This is a genomic window from Streptomyces sp. NPDC002889 (assembly GCF_042888425.1).
Lineage (GTDB): Bacteria > Actinomycetota > Actinomycetes > Streptomycetales > Streptomycetaceae > Streptomyces.
In genome coordinates, this window is record NZ_JBIAPT010000093.1 from 1 (window position 1) to 1161 (window position 1161).

At 67.6% G+C, this 1161-nt stretch carries 1 protein-coding gene; it reads left to right on the plus strand.

Going from position 1 to position 1161, the window contains the following annotated elements:
• Window positions 1-45 precede the first annotated feature (45 nt).
• Window positions 46-1161: amino acid adenylation domain-containing protein (locus ACFYWI_RS38535; protein WP_389240864.1), on the plus strand; the 1116-nt coding region annotated here is incomplete at its 3' end.

Sequence of the window (1161 nt, forward strand, 5' to 3'; positions counted from 1 at the left end):
TTGGCGGAGTTGTTCGGGGTTCGGGTGGGGTGTTCGCCGGGTGCGGTGGCGGTGGTGGGTGAGGGTGGCCGGGAGTGGTCGTACGGGGAGTTGGACCGGGTGTCGAGCCGGGTGGCGCGGGAGTTGGTTGCCCGTGGTGTGGGGGTCGGTGATCTGGTCGGTGTGGTGATGGGGCGTTCGGTGGATCTGGTGGCGGTGCTGCTGGGTGTGGCGAAGGCGGGTGCGGGGTTCGTTCCGGTGGATCCGGCGTATCCGGTGGGGCGGATTGCGTTCATGCTGGGTGATGCGGCGCCGGTGCTGGTGGTGTGCACGGCTGGGACGCAGAGGGTGGTTCCGGCTGGGGTGGCCCGGCTGGTGTTCGACGCCCCGGATGTCGTGGAGTCGATTTCTGGTCGCTCGTCGGAGCCGGTGGCTGCCGGGAGCCGGGTGGAGGATGCGGCGTATGTGATTTATACGTCGGGTTCGACGGGGACGCCGAAGGGTGTGGTGGTTACGCATGCGGGGATCGGGAATCTGGCGTTCAGTCAGATCGATCGGTTGGGGGTCGGTGCGGAGTCGCGGGTGTTGCAGCTGGCGTCGTTGAGTTTTGATGCCGCGGTTTCCGAGTTGTGCATGGCGCTGTTGTCGGGTGCGTCGTTGGTGATGGTGGACGGGGACCGGTTGCCGCCGTTGGGGTCGTTGGCGGGGGTTGTTGCCGAGTTCGGGGTGTCGCATGTGACGGTGCCGCCGTCGGTGCTGGCGACGGTGGAGGACCTTCCCGAGTGCGTGGACACCCTTGTGGTGGCGGGTGAGGCGTGCCCGTCGGTGTTGGTGGAGCGCTGGTCGTCGGGGCGTCGGATGGTGAATGCGTATGGTCCGACGGAGGTGACGGTCTGCGCGACGATGAGCGAGTCTCTGTCGGCCTCGCAGGTGCAGGGCGGTCCGGTGCCGATCGGCCGTCCGATCGGCAACACCCGGGTGTATGTGCTGGATGATTTTCTGAAGCCGGTTCCGGTGGGTGTGACGGGTGAGTTGTATGTCGTGGGCCCGGGGCTGGCGCGTGGTTATCTGGGCCGGCCGGGTCTGACTTCGGGGCGGTTCGTGGCCTGCCCGTTCGTGGGGTCGGGTGTGCGGATGTATCGGACGGGTGATCTGGCCCGGTGGTCGCCGGACGGTGAGCTG